Below are 16,018 nucleotides of genomic sequence, written 5' to 3'. Positions count from 1 at the left end.
ATACGCCATTGGTGCCGCTCCCATTGGTAAGCCTGGGTGTCCTGAATTTGCTTTCTGAATTGCGTCCATACTTAGGGTACGGATTGAGTTAACGCCTAGTTCATCGATTTTATCAAACAAAATAATCATCCTCCTGCTATTTTAGGTTTTTTTTACCTTTATAGGGTTATTTTACCTTTTGTTTGACTAAATTGCAATTGAAAAATGAAATCGTTTTGCTTTTTTATCAAAAATCCTGCTAAAACGCATTAAAAAAAGACTTTTGCAAATAAACCAAATCTTAGCAAAAGTCTTTAAAATTAATCATTATGACGATTATGAAGCCCTTTTTCCTTTTGAATATCTTTTAGCTTATCAGGTGTTACATCGTTCCCTTCCTGATCCACTACTTTCATTCCCTCGATATGATTCCGCATCCCACCACGAAATTTTTCAAGATATTCTTCTCTTAATATTTTTTGTTCCTTTTGTTCGTTAAGTGTTAAACCTTCACCTTTTGATTTGTTGGCTAACTCATTAATACGAGCTAATTTATCTTTTGATAACATTTTATTCCCTCCTAAACAGTTTTAAAGTGTCCTATTATTTATTCCACCGATGCCTTTAATACTAGACTATTTCAATTCAAAAAACAACTAAATAGTCTAGCCACAGCATGTCCTCTATATCAAACAAACTACTATCAAAAAAAGTTTATGTTTCCATCAAAATAAGCGAACATCTGTTTGATTTATTAAGTTTTTTATGCTAAACTCAAATTAATACTAAATCTGCCCTAAGGAGGTATCAGTATGGCAAAAGCACATGAAACACGACAATCTGAAATTTTAAAATATATCCATAGCCAAGTTGAAGAAAAAGGCTATCCACCAACAGTCAGAGAAATTGGCATTGCTGTTAATCTATCATCAACATCAACCGTTCACGGTCACTTATCTCGTCTAGAGAAAAAAGGACTCTTACAACGTGACCCAACAAAGCCACGAGCAATTGAGTTAACTCAAATTGGACTGGATATGATCGGTATTCGTCCTACAACTATCCCGATTTTAGGAACAGTTACTGCTGGAGAGCCTATCTTAGCTGTAGAAGAAGCATCAGACTTCTTTCCTATCCCACCTGATTTGAAACATGAGGACAATAGTTTATTCATGCTAACCATTCGGGGAGAAAGTATGATTAACGCCGGCATCTTGGATGGCGATCAAGTCATTGTAAAAAAACAAGCCTCGGCTTCAAATGGAGAAATTGTGATTGCTATGACTGATGAAGATGAAGCAACGTGCAAAAGATTTTACAAAGAAAAAGATCATTTTCGACTTCAACCAGAAAATGATAGCTTAGAGCCAATTATCTTACCTAATGTTTCTATTTTAGGTAAAGTAGTTGGATTATACCGCAATCACATTTAACCACAAACAACCAGCTTATCTGCTGGTTGTTTTCTTTTCCCATATAACCCATTTCATTCGTTTTACCTTAATTGAAAAGTTTTCTCACTTTCCTCTTTACAAAGCGAACGTTTGTTTGTATAATAAAGAAAAGAACAAACGTTCGCATAAAATATATGAGGTGATATAAATGGTAGGTATTCGTCGAATCGGGTTGGTATTCTTCATTTTAATTATTGGCATTTGTTTGGGTTCACTAGGGATTAAGACAGCACTATTGATCGTCACGCCTTTATTCTTCTTATGGTTCATGGTTTGGGACGAACGAAGCTATCGTCGTCATACTCGTAAGCAGCACTATCAAAGCGATCACACTTATAGCTATCGCCGTTAATTCATTAAAAAGACTCTTCACTCAACTGTTATCCCCCTAACAGTTGAGTGAAGAGCTTTTTTGCTTTTTATAAAAAAAACGAAATCAACTTGTTTATTCAACCTAAGTAATCATTCGGTTACTTTAACTGGTGTTCCTGCCTTGATGTTATCGTAAAACCACTTAGAATCAGGCAGTGATAAGCGGAAACAACCATGTGAAGCACGCTTACCTAGCTTTTCAGCTTCAGCTACATTTATCTCTAACTGCTCATTAACAGGGACACTGTGAAATAAATAAACGCCATAATCTTTAAACGAGACATAATTTAGTGCTCCTTCGCCTAACTCAGCATTAAAAAAGCTTTCACCTCGAATTTCCTGAATCTCAAAATCCCCTAAAGGTGTCGCATTCTCATCGTCAGCTAAGCCAGAAGATGTCACCATCGTATAAATTAGTTTATCGTTATCATAAAAATAAATACGCTGATCCGTCACATTTGCCACAATTCGAAGGACCATATCAGCTGTCAACTTAGGATATTCTCCACCCGTTGGCTTTTTCCACAAATCTTTATCGACTTTCTTTTCTTCTGCCACAGTTGGCGTTACTTTAGCGGAGTTAACCTTCGGACCTTTTAGTGAAATATCAGGCCCAACAAATGGTAGCTTACGTCCCTCTTTAGTTGTCACACCACTAACTTCTGACGGTGCAACAGCAATCATCAAGCAAACCAATCCAGCTAAAAGAAAGCTTTTTTTAATCCCCTTCACTGCGTTCATTCCTTTCATCTTAACTCACTAAAAATACATCTTTCTATTATTAATTTCACCTTAACACAGCTTGTTTTTAGCGTCAAAGATTTTATAGCTTCGCTCTATCTCCGTCTAAAATTTATTAATAATTTCATCCACATTTTTAATCATAACCGAAATTGTGCCATCAGGATTATTAATAAACTCAATTAATTCTTTATTTTTATAGACCTCAACAGGGATAATCATTTCAATCCCATTAGCTAATTTGAGCTTTTGTTTACTGTATTTTTTTTCATATTTCGGCACATTAATCGGAATATCTTCCTCAAAATTTGTTCGTTCTACTCGCTCGATATATTCTGCTTTAGCTGAGATATTATTCTCAAACACTCTTTCAGCAATTTTTTCATTACTAATTTTTCCATCTTCTTCAATACTCTCATAAACTGCTTGTTGAATGTTTGACATGCTGACGTACTTTTCTTCATTATACTTATCAGCAATTTCCTTAACAGCCTTTTTAACAATTTTGATATTATCTTGGACTGTCGGTGTTGCTTCTGTTTTTAACAAAATACTAGAAAAATACTCTACTTTGCGACCATCAAACTTGTATTTCTTTTCTACTAAATCAAACGTTTTTTTGGTGATATTAATTAAAACAGCTTCGTCAACTTTTTGTGTAATACTTGGCAAAATAGTTTTATTAATGATAATATTATTCAACATTCCATCGTCAACATAGTCAACAAAATGAGTATATGCTGGACGATAATTCAATTTAAAAATCCCTACGTACTGGTCAGTTTCATCCTCTCCGTGAAAATAAAGTAGATCTCCACTTGGAATCTCTTCCCCTTGAACCACGCAATCATAAAACTTCTGAGCAACACTTTCACTCTTTTCAACAAAATTTAACCGTTCATTCGTAATATCAACGAATAAGTCATTGCTTTCATCCAATGTTCCTGTTTTAAAATCAGCATTATTAAATCGTTTCATGATTCCTTCAAGGTACGTCTTAACTGCATAATCTGTCATCGTTAACGCCTTCTGTGAACAGATTAGCGAGCTTGCTTCTAAATCCAGTACATGTAAAATAGCCTCTTTAATTTCCATTTAATTGCTCCTTAGCCTTGCCTGTCTCTTTAATTCCAAAATACTATTATACAACAATTAAGAGTCACTACGTAAGTAAAATGATATCATTATTCTGACAGTTGCTTGTTCAATATGATTAGCCATATAAAACCCCCAAGATTGCCAACTATTCTCTAGCAATCTTGAGGGTATCATTTATTTTTTTGAGCCTTTTTTAGGGCTTTCTTCAGTATCTAATTCTTTCCCTAATTGAATAATAAACTCTTTTAAGTTATCTTTCACCTCAGGATGAGTCAAGCCATATTCAATGCTTGTTTTCATAAACCCAAATTTATCACCAACGTCATAGCGTTTACCTGTAAATTGATGAGCGAATACACGCTGAGTTTTATTCAAGGTATCAATCGCATCAGTAAGCTGAATTTCACCGCCTGCACCTGGTGTTTGTTGATCCAAGACATCAAAAATCTCAGGAGTTAATAAGTAACGACCAATGATAGCTAAATCACTTGGCGCTTCATCTGGATTCGGCTTCTCAACAAAGTTTTTTACATTGTATAAACCCTTTTTCACCATATGTTCTGGGTTAATAATCCCATATTTTGAGGTATCTTCATGAGGGACTTCCATAACCGCTATAGTTGAAGCACGTGTCTCATCGTAATCATTGATTAGTTGCTTCGTCAACGGAATCGTATCCTCCATCAAATCATCTCCAAGCATGACTACAAAAGGTTCATTACCGACGAACGCACGACCTAATGAAACCGCATGCCCTAAACCACGAGGACTAGATTGACGCATAAAATGTAAGTTCAAATCGGTTGTTTCTTCTACTAATTTCAGTAAATCCGTTTTACCTTTTGATTTTAAGTTCATTTCTAATTCCAAGTTTGCGTCAAAATGATCCTCAATCGGACGTTTAGCCTTACCAGTAATAATTAAAATGTCTTCAATTCCAGATGCCAATGCTTCCTCAACAATAAATTGAATAGTTGGTTTATCAACAATCGGTAACATTTCCTTTGCCATAGCTTTCGTCGCTGGTAAAAATCTTGTTCCTAATCCTGCGGCTGGAATAATCGCCTTTTTCACACGTTGTTTCACAATAAATTCTCCTCTTCTATTTAGGGTGTTCTCCCTATTATACTTAATCTGGTTACTAAAACTCTTTTTCTGAGCGACCATCTCGCAGCATAATTTGTTTCGCTGCTTCCTTGACATCAGCTCCTTCATACAGCACCTTGTAAATAGTTTCTGTAATCGGCATTTCCACTTTCAATTCTTGCGATAATTCATAGGCTGCTTTTGTTGTAGAAACGCCTTCCACAATCATCCCCATATTATCTAAAACCTCTTGCAAATTGTGTCCACGGCCAAGCAAATCTCCTGCACGCCAATTACGAGAATGGACACTTGTGCAAGTAACGATTAAATCGCCAACGCCACTCATGCCAATAAAAGTTAGTGGATCAGCTCCCATTGCAACGCCTAACCGACTAATTTCGGCCAATCCACGCGTCATAATAGCTGCCTTAGCATTGTCTCCAAAGCCTAATCCATGAATCGCACCTGAACCTAGAGCAATAATATTTTTTAAAGCCGCGCCCGTTTCTACACCAATCACATCATCATTTGTATAAATTCGGAAGTATTCATTCATAAACAGCGCTTGAACATACTCTGCATATTTTAAATTTTTACTGGCTGCTGTAATGGTTGTAATATCACGTACTGCGACCTCTTCTGCATGACTTGGGCCAGATAACACCACAACATCTTTTCGTTTGTCTTCAGGGATTTCTTCCATAAGAACTTGAGAAATTCGCTTGTGTGACCCTTGCTCTAGCCCTTTACTGGCATGGATAATAACTGGTTTAGTATCTAAAACCGCCACCAACTGTTGAGCAACAGAACGAATCGCCTTAGTTGGAACAACAAATAAAATCGCATCAGCACCTGCTACAGCAGCTTTCAAATCCATTTCTGCTTTCAATTTTTCCGGTAGGAGTAGGTCAGGTAAATAATGTTGATTGGTATGATGAGTATTGATTTCAGCAATTTGCTCAGCTTCTCGTCCCCAAATGGTCACCTCATGACCGTTCTCCACTAATACTTTAGCCAACGCTGTCCCCCATGATCCGGGACCTAAAACAGCAATTTTTTGTTTCATCCGTTAACTTCCTTTCACACCTTTTGATAGAATCCACTCTGTTAAGTCTACCATAGATTCAACAATTTTATCAGGCTTATACGGCGCCATTTCTGCCACTGTTTTATGGGACCAACCTACAAACACACTTTCCATTCCTGCATTGTGCCCTGCTTTTATGTCATGCCAATTATCCCCAACCATCACACATTCGTCAGCATCAACGCCTAAACGAGCCATTGCAACAGTTAAAGGCTCAGGATCTGGTTTCACCTTTTGGTAATCATTACCACCAATAATCTCATCAAAATAGTCCGTCATTTCAAGTAAATCTAAGCCCTTTTGCAATACTTGATTATACTTAGTTGACACAACCGCCAATTTAAAGCCCGCTGCTTTTAAGGTGGCTAGAGACTCATTGACATTGGGAAACACTTGAATTAAGGCATCGTGCTGTTGATGATTGAACTCTCGATATTCACGTACCATTTGCTCCGTTTTTTCTGGTAAGAGAGCACCAAAAACTTCTTCTAAGGGCGGTCCATTAAATGGCCGAACTTTTTCTGTATCATATTCGCCTGGAAAATACTGATTCAATACATGAAGATAAGATTCTGAAATCAGATGATTCGTATCTGCCAATGTACCATCAAAATCAAATAAAACTGTTGTTAACACTACTATCGTGCTCCTTTACGATTATAAATAGGCGGATTAACTTTTTTTCGGCGATAAACGATGAAAATTAAACTACCAAAAAAGAGAATAATTGATAAGAACTGAGACACTCGAATATCACCAACTAAGTACAAGCTGTCTGTTCTCATCCCTTCAATAAAGAAGCGACCAAATGAATACCAGATAACGTAGGTAAAGAATATCTCTCCCTCACGGAAAAAGTTTTTCTTACGTAACCAAAGAATCAAAATAAAACCAATGACATTCCAAAGACTTTCATAAAGAAACGTAGGTTGTCGATACGCTCCATCAATATACATATTTTCAATAATGAATGTAGGCAAATGCAGCCCTTGTAGAAATCCTAGCGTTGTTTCTCCTCCGTAAGCCTCGTGATTCATAAAATTTCCCCAACGGCCAATTGCTTGAGCAATGATTACGCTAGGGGCAGCGATATCAAGAAATTTCCAAAAAGAAATATAGCGTGATTGAGTAAAGAAATATACGACAAGTCCACCAGCAATTAAGCCACCATAAACTGCTAAGCCGCCACTCCTAATAGCAAATATTTGAAGTGGATTTTTAAGGTAATATTGCCATTCAAAAATCACGTAATACAACCGAGCCCCAATGATTGCAATCGGTAGGCCCCAAAACATAAAATCAACGATGTCGTCCTCTTTTAAGCCAACTCGTTTTGCCTCTCGTGAAGCCAACCAAACAGCTAAAACTATTCCGCTGACAATAATAACTCCATACCACATGACCTCAATTCCAAAAAGTTTGAAAGCCACGGGGTTAACTTGCGCTAAAAACATCGATATCCCCCTTTATAGTCACTCTAATTTAAGCTGATATAGTCTACTATTCTGCTTCAGAGTTTTCTTTGATTAGCGCGGTTAAATTATTCTCAAATGTTTTTGTAGCATCGTATCCCATTGTTTTTGCTCTGAAGTTCATCGCAGCTACCTCAATGATAATCGCCACATTACGGCCTGTTTTAACTGGAATCGATATTTTAGGGATATCCACATTTGCAATTTGAACAGTCTCAGCCGCACCACCTAATCGGTCAAACTTCTTATCTTTGCTCCAATTTTCTAGGTAGACAACTAATTGAACCTGACCGCTACCACGGACAGAGCTTGCGCCAAATAAGTTCATTACATCAATAATACCAATCCCACGAATTTCAATTAGATGCTCAAGTAATCTAGCTGGTTCACCAATTACTGTACGCTCATCTTGTTGATAGACATCAACCCGATCATCCGCAATAAGTCTGTGACCTTTTTTGATTAATTCTAGCGCTGTTTCACTCTTACCGATTCCACTGTCCCCTTGAATCAATACACCGAGCCCATAAACCTCGACCAATACTCCATGAATAGACGTTCGCTTAGCCAATTGACTTTCTAAGTAATTTGATACCACACCAGAAATTCGCGATGTTGTTAAAGACGAACGTAAAACAGGCACTTGCTTCTCTTCCGCCACGCGCAACATATTGCTAGGTGGAATCAGATCACGGGCAAAAATAATAACTGGCGTCTCCTCGTGGCACAACCGACGCATCACCATGACCTGCTCTTCTGGAGTCATTTTTTGTGAAAACGTGGTCTCCTTGCGGCCAAATAATTGAACTCGATCATAAGGATAATAATTAAAATAGCCGGTTAATTCTAAACCCGGCCGGGAAATATCACTTGTTTTTATTTTTCTATCTAAATAGTCTTCTCCACAAACTACTTCAAGCTGTAATTCGTTGACTAATTCTTGAACTGTTACTGACTCTGTCATACATAACCTTCTCTCTAAATTGTTTGCTTGTTCCATTTTATCATTTAACGACATAAGTTTCTACATAATCAATCGAACAAAGCTATTTCTTCTCTTTTAAGCAGTCCCTTTCAACAAAATGAGCTTGCTTCAACTACCTAAAAAAACAGCCTGCCTCAACTAATGTGAGACAGAGCTGCTTGCGTGTTCCGGGATAGGCAGTGACAAAAATCGCCGATAAAGAATCATCATGATTAAACTAGAAGGAAGCGACATGTAAACCAATGGTAGTAACCCAGGAACCCAGTGAAATAGATAGTAACTTCCAGCTAATATGATTAAGATTTTCGCAACTTCAAAAGGACTAAATACAATCAATAGAAAGGGTTGCAAAAATAACTTCTTAACAGGCAATTTAAAATGGACATAGGCTGGAAAGAAAAAAACCAATAATAATACAAATACACCAAGCAAAATGATCGAAAAATAATGAAAGCCAATCATCAAGTAATCAGAAGCATTTAGCGTAATTCGGTAATTAAAAAATAATATCAGACCTAGTATAGCCATAAAACAGCCACATAAATTAGTTTTTAAAAATTCTTTGTAATAGTAATGAAAAAATGTCTTGCCTATTTTAAGTGACTCATCATCTGTCATAAACCCTTGACGAAGAACTGCAAATAAAGCTGTTGTGGCGGGCATAATGCCAAAAGCTATTCCTCCCAGTAATGTCAGCACTATCCATAAAACATTCAAATAAACTAATTTCGTCACCACAACTGACCAATGATATAACTTTTCTCCCATTTTAACCTCTCCCTAGTCTAAACTCATTACCCCTTAATTGCGCCTACCATGATTCCTTTTTCAAAATATTTTGCTACTAGTGGATAAAATAATAACACGGGAACGCTAGAAATGACCACAACACTGTATTTTATCGTTTGTTTAATCATGCTAACCTCCGCTTGACTGCTTGACATTATTTGCTGATTAGCGGCCTCCCCCATCTGATTTTGGATAAGAATCTCTCGCAAAATTAACTGCAAAGGAAATAACTCGCGATCTGACAAATAGATCATGGCATCAAAATAACCATTCCAGCGACCAACACCATAAAACATCATCATGACTGCTATAATCGGTGTTGAAAGCGGCAAGACAACCTTCCAAAGTAACTGCATGTCCGTACATCCATCAATAAAAGCACTTTCTTCTAGCTCTCGTGGAATATTTTGCTGAAAATAGGTTCGCATGATGATCATGTTATACACACCTACTGCTCCCGGCAAGATCATTACCCAAATCGTATTGATAATCCCTAGCTTCTGATTAACTAAATAAGTCGGAATTAATCCTCCTGAAAAGAACATTGTAAAGGTAAATAGAAAGGTTAGCGCATTTCGTCCTTTAAAATCTCGACGAGATAGTGGATAGGCCGCTAGAGTTGTCATGATAACATTAATCATAGTTCCAAGACCGGTATAAATAACTGCATTCTTAAACCCAATCCAAATGTCACGATTTTCAAAAACCTTACGATAACCATTTAGTGTAAATCCTTTTGGCCACACTAATAGTGTACTATCAAAAATTTTCGTCGGATCACTTAAAGAGGCAGATACCACAAATAGAATCGGATAAAAAATCAATAAAATAATTATGACAATCAGAATTGTATTAATAGTATCAAAAAGCTTATCTTCTTTTGATCGATTATGTTTCATTTTTCCCTCCTACCACAAACTATTTTCGCCTGTTTTTTGAGCAATCTTATTCACAATAAATAAGATAATAAAGTTGACTAAATTGTTAAATAACCCTACTGCAGCTGAAAAGCTGTATTCTGCATTTAATATCCCAGCTTTGTAGATATAGGTTGATAATACTTCCGAAGTTGCCAAATTCGCATCATTTTGAAGTAACAGCACTTTTTCAAAACCAACAGACATAATACTTCCGGTTGCTAAAATAGTCGATATCACTATCGTTGGCATAATCGCTGGAATTGTAATATGCCGCATACATTGAACTCTCGAGGCACCTTCTAGATAGGCCGCCTCATATTGGTCTTGGGAAATACCTGACATAGCCGCTGTATAAATAAGGGTTCCCCATCCAACGCTTTGCCAAACTCCTGACCAAACAAAAACATGGGGAAACATTTTGGCATCTCCTAAAAAATCTATTGGCTTCATACCAAAAAACTTAATAACTTCATTAATCACACCATCGACTGGTGAAGTGAAGAAAAAGACCATTCCAACAACAATAACCACTGAAATAAAATTGGGAATGTAAGAGATTGTTTGTGTAATAGACTTAAATCTTTTATTACGGACTTCATTAAACATCAATGCCAAAATAATCGGTAATGGCACTCCAATAATGAGACTGTATAAACTAATGCGCAACGTATTAATAATGACATCCTTAAAATAGAAGGCATTAAAAAAACGCGTAAAGTGTTGAAAGCCAACCCACGGGCTCCCCGAAATTCCTAACGCCGGAGAATAATCTTTAAACGCAATTATAACCCCATACATAGGCCAATAATTCCAAATAAGTAAGCTCGCTAACGGAAATAACATCATCAAATACAACCATTTTTGTTTTGAAAAAGCATGGCTAATTTTAGAAAAGCGAGTGGTTCGTTTCGTTACCTGATTCACCTGCCAAAACCTCCTCAGTTAATTGATACATAGGTGGGTGAGACAAAAGCCTCACTCTCCTTTTATTCACGTAAGTTATGTGACAAACACGTTCCAGAAATCTGCTCAACACAATTTACTACGCTTCACTTCGTTGTCCTAAACTTCTAAGCAACTAAAATTGCAAGCCATCATTCTTTGGGCTTTAGCCCTTAGAAATGAGGGACATCGAAGTTTACGTAGGGTCGGAGCAAGAAAACTTTATATCACAGTTCCTTCGCTGAGTTAACTATCTTTGTATCGTTTATATTGTGTTTGTTTAATTTTTAAATAATCATCAATACCCATTTTCTTCAACGTTTCAATATAATTCTTCCATTCTTTGTCAATATCCTTTTTCCCAGTAACAAAATCCACTCTCATTTGGCCAACATAGTTACCGACATCGGCAACGATTGAACTTGAGCGATTTGCTTCTTCAATTGTCGCGGGTAAATCAGGAAGCATAATACCTGGCAATGTCTCCTCCGTCAAATCTTTGTAAACAGGCGTTTCTTTGCGTCCAGCGGCATCTCTTATTTCAGCTGGTAACTCAACATAAGGGAAATAACCGCCATAAACATTATCAACATATTGGAAAGCGCCAAGCCCTATACCGTCTTTGTAATTAAGTATTTCATCAATATAAACTTTCTTACCATCTTCAATATTATAGGTTACCCCTTCTTTTCCAAGATAACCAAATTCACTTCCTTCGTCACTATAAAAAAAGTCAACCCATTCCAATATTTTCCCAGGATTAGCGGCTTCTTTCGTGATAACTAGGCTTGATGCCCCTGCAACTTGAGAATCTGTTAATGATGCTCTATCTCCATTAGGCCCCGCCAAAACATTGATGGCGACATAATTATCTTTGACAGATTCTCCGATATAATCAGGAGCAGCCCAGTTCCAAGCTCCTACCGTATCCTTAGCAGCGTCGGCTGTCCATTTATCATACTCCACACCACTAAAAGCTTGATTATTAATCGCGCCTTTTTCATATAGTCTCTGTTCATACTTTAAAATATCCTTGTATTCATCAGCTGTAATGGTCACTTGAACCTCATCGTTATTGTCGATATAAATAAAATTACCAAGAGCCTTACGTCCACCATTACCAATTCCAAACGACCCCATCATCATTTGTTCAAAGGTCCAACCAATTGATCCACTAGGCATATACCAACCTTGCTCATCTTTTTGACCGTTACCATTTGGATCATCATTAACAAAGGCCAGTAACGCTTTCTCTAACTCTTCAGTTGTAGTTGGAACATCTATTTTTAAATTATCTAGCCATGTTTTATTAATCCACAAGCGAATCGTTCGATTGCCTTCTGGATAAGGATCCAAGTATGGCGTGGCATAAATATGACCATCTGCACTCGTCAGTCCCTTTCTAACATCATCATTTTCTTCTAAATATTTTTGTAAATTTGGAGCATGTTTCTTTATCAACTCTTCTAAAGGGATAAACATTTCTTGTTGCCCGTATTTAAGCAGCTCGCCATTACTCCAATCAACTTGATAAAAAGCATCAGGTAATTTATCACGAGTTAATATGATATTCTTCTTTTCGCCGATATCTGTCATCTCTTCCCAGTTAACGGTCATACCTGACATTTTTTCATACTCTTTCCACATCCACAAATCCTTTGAAGGCGGTCGCAAATCATTCCAACTAGGACGTAGCAATGAGATAGATTTAACATCCTTTGAAGCTGCCTCTTCTTTATTATCGTTCTTACCACAAGCAGATATCACTAACGCACTTGACAAGACTAACAAAGAGATTATTTTTTTACTTTTTTTCATTTTAACTCCTCCTTAAAATTGATATACTCACTAACTAAATAAAATTATATGATATACCAACTTATTTGTCAAACGCTTTCTTTATAACTTCTAATTTAGGGAGAACTCCTATAAATAGCTTTAAATTGGCCTTTTCAGGTTATTTGTGATTAATATCAGTTCTATGCTATAATAAATTTGATATATCAACATGTAAGGAGTGACGGTATGGCGAAACTTCCATTATACCAAAAAATAATTGATGATTTAGCAAAAAAGATTGCCTCTGGCGTTCTAAAACCAGGCGAACAGCTCCCCACAGAAATCGCCTTAGCTGAAGAATACAACGTTAGTCGAATCACCTCAAAAAGGGCCCTAACTGAGTTAGAAAACCAACAGATTATTTTTCGGATTCAAGGAAAAGGTAGTTATGTGGCTGAGCCTTCTAACGCTACCAGTCTAGTAAATAAAACCAAAGATAGTCATGAGCTACTACTGATTATGCCCTTTGCTGAAAATACTGGAATGTCGGCTTATGCCGATGGAATTGTATCTTACCTGCGACAAACACACTACACTATCAATATTGAAACGCATAAATACGCCAACCAACGAGAGCTTTTGCTTTCACTTGATAATTACGTCGGATTAATTATTTATCCGATGACCAGCACGAATGATCTGGACATTCTTTATTATCGACAACTACAGAAATTTCCAATGGTTTCAATCGACAAACAATTGGAAGGTTTAGAAATTAATTGTGTGACGGCTAATAATTTTGCTGGCGGCTATGACCTAACAAAGAAACTAATTTCAGCAGGTCATACTAAAATTCTTTATATTTCAACGCAAGCCGTTGATAGCACCACGACTGTGAGAGATCGTTACTTCGGTTATTTAAAAGCGCTATTTGAGCACAATATTCAATTTCACAGTGAAAATGTTAAACCAGTTGAAGACAATGACCATTTTTATCATGAAGTTGTTAAATACGCAAAAAACTACAATATTTCTGCAATCGTAGCTGAAAACGACCTAACAGCCATGCTCATTATGTCTGCCGCAAAAGAAAGTGGCCTAATCCTACCAAAAGACTTATCTATAGTAGGTTTTGATAATATCCAAGCCTCTTCGCTGATCGAACCAGCTTTAACGACTGCTGCTCAAGATTTCCATAAAATGGGCGCGTTAGCTGCTGAAATTCTAATTCATCAGATTGAACACCCTTCCTCACCTCCCCAACAAGTAGTAGTGGATGTTGAAATTATCAACAGACAGTCCATTGCTCAAAAAAAATAAAAAACGACCCAGAAGCATTTTTCTGCTTCTAAGTCGTTTTTATTATTAATAACCTTTAGCGCGCCACTTAATTGTCTTTTTAGTCTCTCTAGGAGTCTTCACTTGGAAATTACCGTCATTATTTCCTTTGCGTATGTCTATTTTTGCTGTTTCCTTTAATAGTTGGTAGCGATTATAAATTTTTTCTTTAATATCAGATTGTTTCATTGCCGATGTCACCCTTTCCAAATTAATAAACTGATGATGTTTTTATCGTAACTCTATACTTAGTATAACGAACTTCACTGAAAAATCCAATCAATAGACTAACTCTAAAACAACAAAAAAGCTACTTCCATATAGAAAGTAGCTTTTTAACTGGGCTAGCTGGATTCGAACCAACGATGACGGAGTCAAAGTCCGTTGCCTTACCGCTTGGCTATAGCCCAAAATAAAAAAATGGAGGAGAGTGGATTCGAACCACTGAACCCTAAGGAACGGATTTACAGTCCGTCGCGTTTAGCCACTTCGCTACTCCTCCAAGACAGGTTATTTAACCCGACTTCAATATAATACCCAATTTACAAGAAAATTTCAAGTCTTATTTGTCATTATTTTTATTTTTTTTACATTTAGTGAATTTCTCTACGAAAACAGTCTGTTTCTATTGAAAAAGATTCCAATGACTGATCAAAGTCTCATATCCTTCATCAAACGATTTTACATATTTAGGACCTTCACCATCAATCGTCACAACAAATTTGCCTGATTCCAATTTCTCTACTTCACCAATCACTTTTTTACCAATACTTAACTCATGAACCTCGGCTGACTGGCCTTTACTATTTTGCTTCTTTTCAGCAACTGTTACTTCTATATCTTTATTTTTTTTCATATAATCAACTCTCCTTGACTTAATCCAGATCTACATAGCGAGTAATCCTAACTAACTAATTTTATCCAGTAACTTTTCTATCCTATACAAGATACCACATTTTACAAGAATTGTTAACTAGGTAGTTGCAGATTCTTTCTATTAGTCTCATAATAGGACTTAGGAGGTCGTTGTATGTTTACTATTTTATTAAATGCATTCGGATTATTTTTAATTATTCTTGTCGGTTTTTTTCTTAAAAAGCTTAATTTAGTATCCAAATCTGATGGCAAAGTTCTTTCTACTATTATCGTCACTATAACCTTGCCTGCAACCGTTATAGTCGGAATGAATAAGATGATTGTTACCTCAGAATTTATTACCTTAGCTGCGATCGCAATTACGATGAATTTACTATTGGTTCTCACGGCCAAATTTCTCTGGCGTAACGATCATTATTTAAATAGAGTCTTTTTTATGTACTGTATTTCTGGCTACAATATCGGAAATTTTACCCTACCATTTATTCAGAGCTTTTATCCTCTGGCGCTGCCCTATCTATTTATGTTTGATGTCGGCAATTGTATCATGATCGCCGGGGGCTCAAAAATCCTAGTAGAGAGCAGCCATCCGGATTTCGATAAAAAACAAGCTACGCAATTATTGACACAAACGCTATTACGTTCCGTCACTTTTATCACCTACTTAGTCATGGTTATTTTAAGAAGCTTTTCTATTAGTTTACCAGCGTCTTCAATCGATATTTTTAAATTATTTTCGAGCGCTAATGGCTTTCTCTCCTTGCTGATGATAGGCATTTACTTGGAGTTACACTTGCCAAAATCAGCATTGATTAAAGTTATAAAAATTCTTTCTTGGCGATATGCCTTCGCGACTTTATTCGCCGCCTTGTTTTACTTTATTATTCCATTCAACAATCCATTAATTAAAATTGTTCTAACTGTTTTGGCATTCGCTCCAATTCCCACTTTCGCAGTTATTAATAGCGTTTCAGCTGGAATTAAAGAAGAGGTCACAGGGTTTATTTCATCAGTCAGTATCCTACTCAGCTTGGCTATCATGACCCTTGTGATGATACTGATTACATGACAAAAAAGCGATTCTCACATTCAAGAATCGC

The 16,018-nt window shown here is 36.6% G+C and carries 19 protein-coding genes and 2 tRNA genes; 4 read left to right on the top strand and 17 right to left on the bottom strand.

The window, feature by feature from the left end; all coding sequences use genetic code 11:
- Together AC5KOD_RS01355 and AC5KOD_RS01350 are read right to left on the bottom strand one after the other, a co-directional pair.
- A partial coding sequence (locus AC5KOD_RS01355; RefSeq protein WP_496912754.1) for a thiamine pyrophosphate-binding protein occupies nt 1-120 on the bottom strand: 120 nt, incomplete at its 3' end.
- A 179-nt stretch (nt 121-299) separates the two neighbouring features.
- Nucleotides 300-548, bottom strand: coding sequence for a DUF896 family protein (locus AC5KOD_RS01350; RefSeq protein WP_496912748.1), 249 nt, complete (start codon nt 546-548; stop codon nt 300-302).
- A 243-nt stretch (nt 549-791) separates the two neighbouring features.
- Between AC5KOD_RS01350 and lexA the strand changes: the two genes are divergently transcribed.
- A complete protein-coding gene (lexA, locus tag AC5KOD_RS01345; protein WP_496912747.1) occupies nt 792-1,412 on the top strand; it encodes a transcriptional repressor LexA in 621 nt (206 codons plus the stop codon).
- A 169-nt stretch (nt 1,413-1,581) separates the two neighbouring features.
- Nucleotides 1,582-1,785 carry a hypothetical protein gene (locus tag AC5KOD_RS01340; protein ID WP_496912746.1) on the top strand — a complete coding sequence of 68 codons (204 nt, stop codon included), beginning with the start codon at nt 1,582-1,584 and terminating at the stop codon, nt 1,783-1,785.
- Between the two features lie 110 nt (nt 1,786-1,895).
- Here the strand turns inward: AC5KOD_RS01340 and AC5KOD_RS01335 are convergent, their stop codons facing one another.
- The 11 genes from AC5KOD_RS01335 to AC5KOD_RS01285 form a co-directional block, all read right to left on the bottom strand.
- Nucleotides 1,896-2,546, bottom strand: a complete 651-nt coding sequence (locus AC5KOD_RS01335) for a L,D-transpeptidase (RefSeq protein ID WP_496912745.1) — start codon at nt 2,544-2,546, stop codon at nt 1,896-1,898.
- Between the two features lie 105 nt (nt 2,547-2,651).
- Complete coding sequence (locus AC5KOD_RS01330; RefSeq protein WP_496912744.1) at nt 2,652-3,641, bottom strand: nucleoid-associated protein; 990 nt, start codon at nt 3,639-3,641, stop codon at nt 2,652-2,654.
- 177 nt (nt 3,642-3,818) lie between these two features.
- Complete coding sequence (galU, locus tag AC5KOD_RS01325) at nt 3,819-4,730, bottom strand: UTP--glucose-1-phosphate uridylyltransferase GalU (RefSeq protein ID WP_496912743.1); 912 nt, start codon at nt 4,728-4,730, stop codon at nt 3,819-3,821.
- Nucleotides 4,731-4,785: 55 nt separating this feature from the next.
- Nucleotides 4,786-5,796, bottom strand: a complete 1,011-nt coding sequence (locus tag AC5KOD_RS01320) for an NAD(P)H-dependent glycerol-3-phosphate dehydrogenase (protein WP_496912742.1) — start codon at nt 5,794-5,796, stop codon at nt 4,786-4,788.
- A 3-nt stretch (nt 5,797-5,799) separates the two neighbouring features.
- Nucleotides 5,800-6,453, bottom strand: coding sequence for a pyrophosphatase PpaX (ppaX, locus tag AC5KOD_RS01315; RefSeq protein WP_496912741.1), 654 nt, complete (start codon nt 6,451-6,453; stop codon nt 5,800-5,802).
- A gap of 2 nt (nt 6,454-6,455) precedes the next feature.
- On the bottom strand, nt 6,456-7,271 hold the full coding sequence (gene lgt, locus AC5KOD_RS01310) for a prolipoprotein diacylglyceryl transferase (RefSeq protein ID WP_496912740.1): 816 nt from the start codon (nt 7,269-7,271) through the stop codon (nt 6,456-6,458).
- A gap of 46 nt (nt 7,272-7,317) precedes the next feature.
- Nucleotides 7,318-8,253 carry an HPr(Ser) kinase/phosphatase gene (hprK, locus tag AC5KOD_RS01305; protein ID WP_496912739.1) on the bottom strand — a complete coding sequence of 312 codons (936 nt, stop codon included), beginning with the start codon at nt 8,251-8,253 and terminating at the stop codon, nt 7,318-7,320.
- Nucleotides 8,254-8,412: 159 nt separating this feature from the next.
- Nucleotides 8,413-9,042: a YesL family protein gene (locus AC5KOD_RS01300; RefSeq protein ID WP_496912738.1), complete on the bottom strand. Its 630-nt coding sequence runs from the start codon at nt 9,040-9,042 to the stop codon at nt 8,413-8,415.
- 26 nt (nt 9,043-9,068) lie between these two features.
- A complete protein-coding gene (locus AC5KOD_RS01295; protein ID WP_496912737.1) occupies nt 9,069-9,962 on the bottom strand; it encodes a carbohydrate ABC transporter permease in 894 nt (297 codons plus the stop codon).
- Nucleotides 9,963-9,971: 9 nt separating this feature from the next.
- Nucleotides 9,972-10,907 carry an ABC transporter permease gene (locus AC5KOD_RS01290; protein WP_496912736.1) on the bottom strand — a complete coding sequence of 312 codons (936 nt, stop codon included), beginning with the start codon at nt 10,905-10,907 and terminating at the stop codon, nt 9,972-9,974.
- A gap of 264 nt (nt 10,908-11,171) precedes the next feature.
- On the bottom strand, nt 11,172-12,743 hold the full coding sequence (locus AC5KOD_RS01285; protein WP_496912735.1) for an extracellular solute-binding protein: 1,572 nt from the start codon (nt 12,741-12,743) through the stop codon (nt 11,172-11,174).
- Between the two features lie 207 nt (nt 12,744-12,950).
- Here AC5KOD_RS01285 and AC5KOD_RS01280 point away from each other — a divergent pair, with 207 nt between their 5' ends.
- Entirely contained in the window at nt 12,951-14,024 is a 1,074-nt protein-coding gene (locus AC5KOD_RS01280) for a GntR family transcriptional regulator (RefSeq protein ID WP_496912734.1), read from the top strand.
- Nucleotides 14,025-14,069: 45 nt separating this feature from the next.
- On the opposite strand, the gene AC5KOD_RS01275 is transcribed toward AC5KOD_RS01280, so the two are convergent.
- The 4 genes from AC5KOD_RS01275 to AC5KOD_RS01260 form a co-directional block, all read right to left on the bottom strand.
- On the bottom strand, nt 14,070-14,231 hold the full coding sequence (locus AC5KOD_RS01275) for a hypothetical protein (protein ID WP_496912733.1): 162 nt from the start codon (nt 14,229-14,231) through the stop codon (nt 14,070-14,072).
- A gap of 150 nt (nt 14,232-14,381) precedes the next feature.
- Nucleotides 14,382-14,452 (bottom strand) — tRNA-Gln (locus tag AC5KOD_RS01270).
- 11 nt (nt 14,453-14,463) lie between these two features.
- A tRNA-Tyr gene (locus AC5KOD_RS01265) sits at nt 14,464-14,544 on the bottom strand.
- A gap of 123 nt (nt 14,545-14,667) precedes the next feature.
- Entirely contained in the window at nt 14,668-14,898 is a 231-nt protein-coding gene (locus AC5KOD_RS01260; RefSeq protein WP_496912732.1) for a DUF2969 family protein, read from the bottom strand.
- Between the two features lie 174 nt (nt 14,899-15,072).
- Here AC5KOD_RS01260 and AC5KOD_RS01255 point away from each other — a divergent pair, with 174 nt between their 5' ends.
- A complete protein-coding gene (locus tag AC5KOD_RS01255; RefSeq protein ID WP_496912731.1) occupies nt 15,073-15,987 on the top strand; it encodes an AEC family transporter in 915 nt (304 codons plus the stop codon).
- The last annotated feature ends 31 nt before the right edge of the window (nt 15,988-16,018 follow it).

Source organism: Vagococcus sp. WN80Y (genome assembly GCF_059621045.1).
Note: the sequence above shows the minus strand (reverse complement) of the source record. Positions and strands in the feature narration are given on the sequence as shown.

What these genes read in the sequence shown, in the direction of transcription:
- hprK (WP_496912739.1), bottom strand. Translation starts at nt 8,253, where the DNA reads ATGACAGAGTCAGTAACAGTTCAAGAATTAGTCAACGAATTACAGCTT.
- AC5KOD_RS01280 (WP_496912734.1), top strand. Translation starts at nt 12,951, where the DNA reads ATGGCGAAACTTCCATTATACCAAAAAATAATTGATGATTTAGCAAAA.
- AC5KOD_RS01350 (WP_496912748.1), bottom strand. Translation starts at nt 548, where the DNA reads ATGTTATCAAAAGATAAATTAGCTCGTATTAATGAGTTAGCCAACAAA.
- lexA (WP_496912747.1), top strand. Translation starts at nt 792, where the DNA reads ATGGCAAAAGCACATGAAACACGACAATCTGAAATTTTAAAATATATC.
- AC5KOD_RS01320 (WP_496912742.1), bottom strand. Translation starts at nt 5,796, where the DNA reads ATGAAACAAAAAATTGCTGTTTTAGGTCCCGGATCATGGGGGACAGCG.
- AC5KOD_RS01330 (WP_496912744.1), bottom strand. Translation starts at nt 3,641, where the DNA reads ATGGAAATTAAAGAGGCTATTTTACATGTACTGGATTTAGAAGCAAGC.
- AC5KOD_RS01340 (WP_496912746.1), top strand. Translation starts at nt 1,582, where the DNA reads ATGGTAGGTATTCGTCGAATCGGGTTGGTATTCTTCATTTTAATTATT.
- AC5KOD_RS01260 (WP_496912732.1), bottom strand. Translation starts at nt 14,898, where the DNA reads ATGAAAAAAAATAAAGATATAGAAGTAACAGTTGCTGAAAAGAAGCAA.
- lgt (WP_496912740.1), bottom strand. Translation starts at nt 7,271, where the DNA reads ATGTTTTTAGCGCAAGTTAACCCCGTGGCTTTCAAACTTTTTGGAATT.
- AC5KOD_RS01335 (WP_496912745.1), bottom strand. Translation starts at nt 2,546, where the DNA reads ATGAACGCAGTGAAGGGGATTAAAAAAAGCTTTCTTTTAGCTGGATTG.
- AC5KOD_RS01275 (WP_496912733.1), bottom strand. Translation starts at nt 14,231, where the DNA reads ATGAAACAATCTGATATTAAAGAAAAAATTTATAATCGCTACCAACTA.
- AC5KOD_RS01300 (WP_496912738.1), bottom strand. Translation starts at nt 9,042, where the DNA reads ATGGGAGAAAAGTTATATCATTGGTCAGTTGTGGTGACGAAATTAGTT.
- AC5KOD_RS01295 (WP_496912737.1), bottom strand. Translation starts at nt 9,962, where the DNA reads ATGAAACATAATCGATCAAAAGAAGATAAGCTTTTTGATACTATTAAT.
- AC5KOD_RS01255 (WP_496912731.1), top strand. Translation starts at nt 15,073, where the DNA reads ATGTTTACTATTTTATTAAATGCATTCGGATTATTTTTAATTATTCTT.
- AC5KOD_RS01285 (WP_496912735.1), bottom strand. Translation starts at nt 12,743, where the DNA reads ATGAAAAAAAGTAAAAAAATAATCTCTTTGTTAGTCTTGTCAAGTGCG.